Origin of the sequence: Raoultella sp. T31 (genome assembly GCF_002806725.1) — a bacterium.
Taxonomy (GTDB): domain Bacteria; phylum Pseudomonadota; class Gammaproteobacteria; order Enterobacterales; family Enterobacteriaceae; genus Klebsiella; species Klebsiella electrica.
This window is the reverse complement of sequence record NZ_PIBO01000108.1, coordinates 1-371: the sequence shown is the minus strand read 5'-3', so window position 1 is coordinate 371 and position 371 is coordinate 1. Positions and strand designations below refer to the sequence as shown.

1 protein-coding gene and 1 pseudogene are annotated in these 371 nt (G+C 65.0%); both read right to left on the bottom strand.

Annotation, left to right across the window (positions count from 1 at the left end; genetic code table 11):
• Positions 1 to 227: pseudogene (locus tag CWM52_RS25950) on the bottom strand (SDR family oxidoreductase); the annotation flags it as partial.
• Between the two features lie 47 nt (positions 228 to 274).
• Positions 275 to 371, bottom strand: a 97-nt coding sequence (locus CWM52_RS25945) for an SDR family oxidoreductase (protein ID WP_117433787.1), incomplete at its 5' end; no start/stop codon positions are given.

Below are 371 nucleotides of genomic sequence, written 5' to 3'. Positions count from 1 at the left end.
CCTGCCAGCTCCAGGAAACTACCTGTCACATAAGAGGCTTTGTCGCTCAGCAGCCAGGCGATGGCCTGTGCGACCTCCTCCGGCTGCTCGCCGCGCTGCATCGGCAGCCCCGCTTTCACCCGATCCACGCGCCCGGGCTCGCCGCCCGACGCGTGCATCCCGGTGTAGATAAAGCCGGGACGCACGCCGTTGACGCGAATCCCCTGCGCCGCCACTTCCAGCGACAGCGGTTGTAGCCCGGATAAGGCGTAGCCGCCATCCGGGTTCGCACATCTTATTTGCCACCTGCCAGCTCCAGGAAACTACCTGTCACATAAGAGGCTTTGTCGCTCAGCAGCCAGGCGATGGCCTGTGCGACCTCCTCCGGCTGC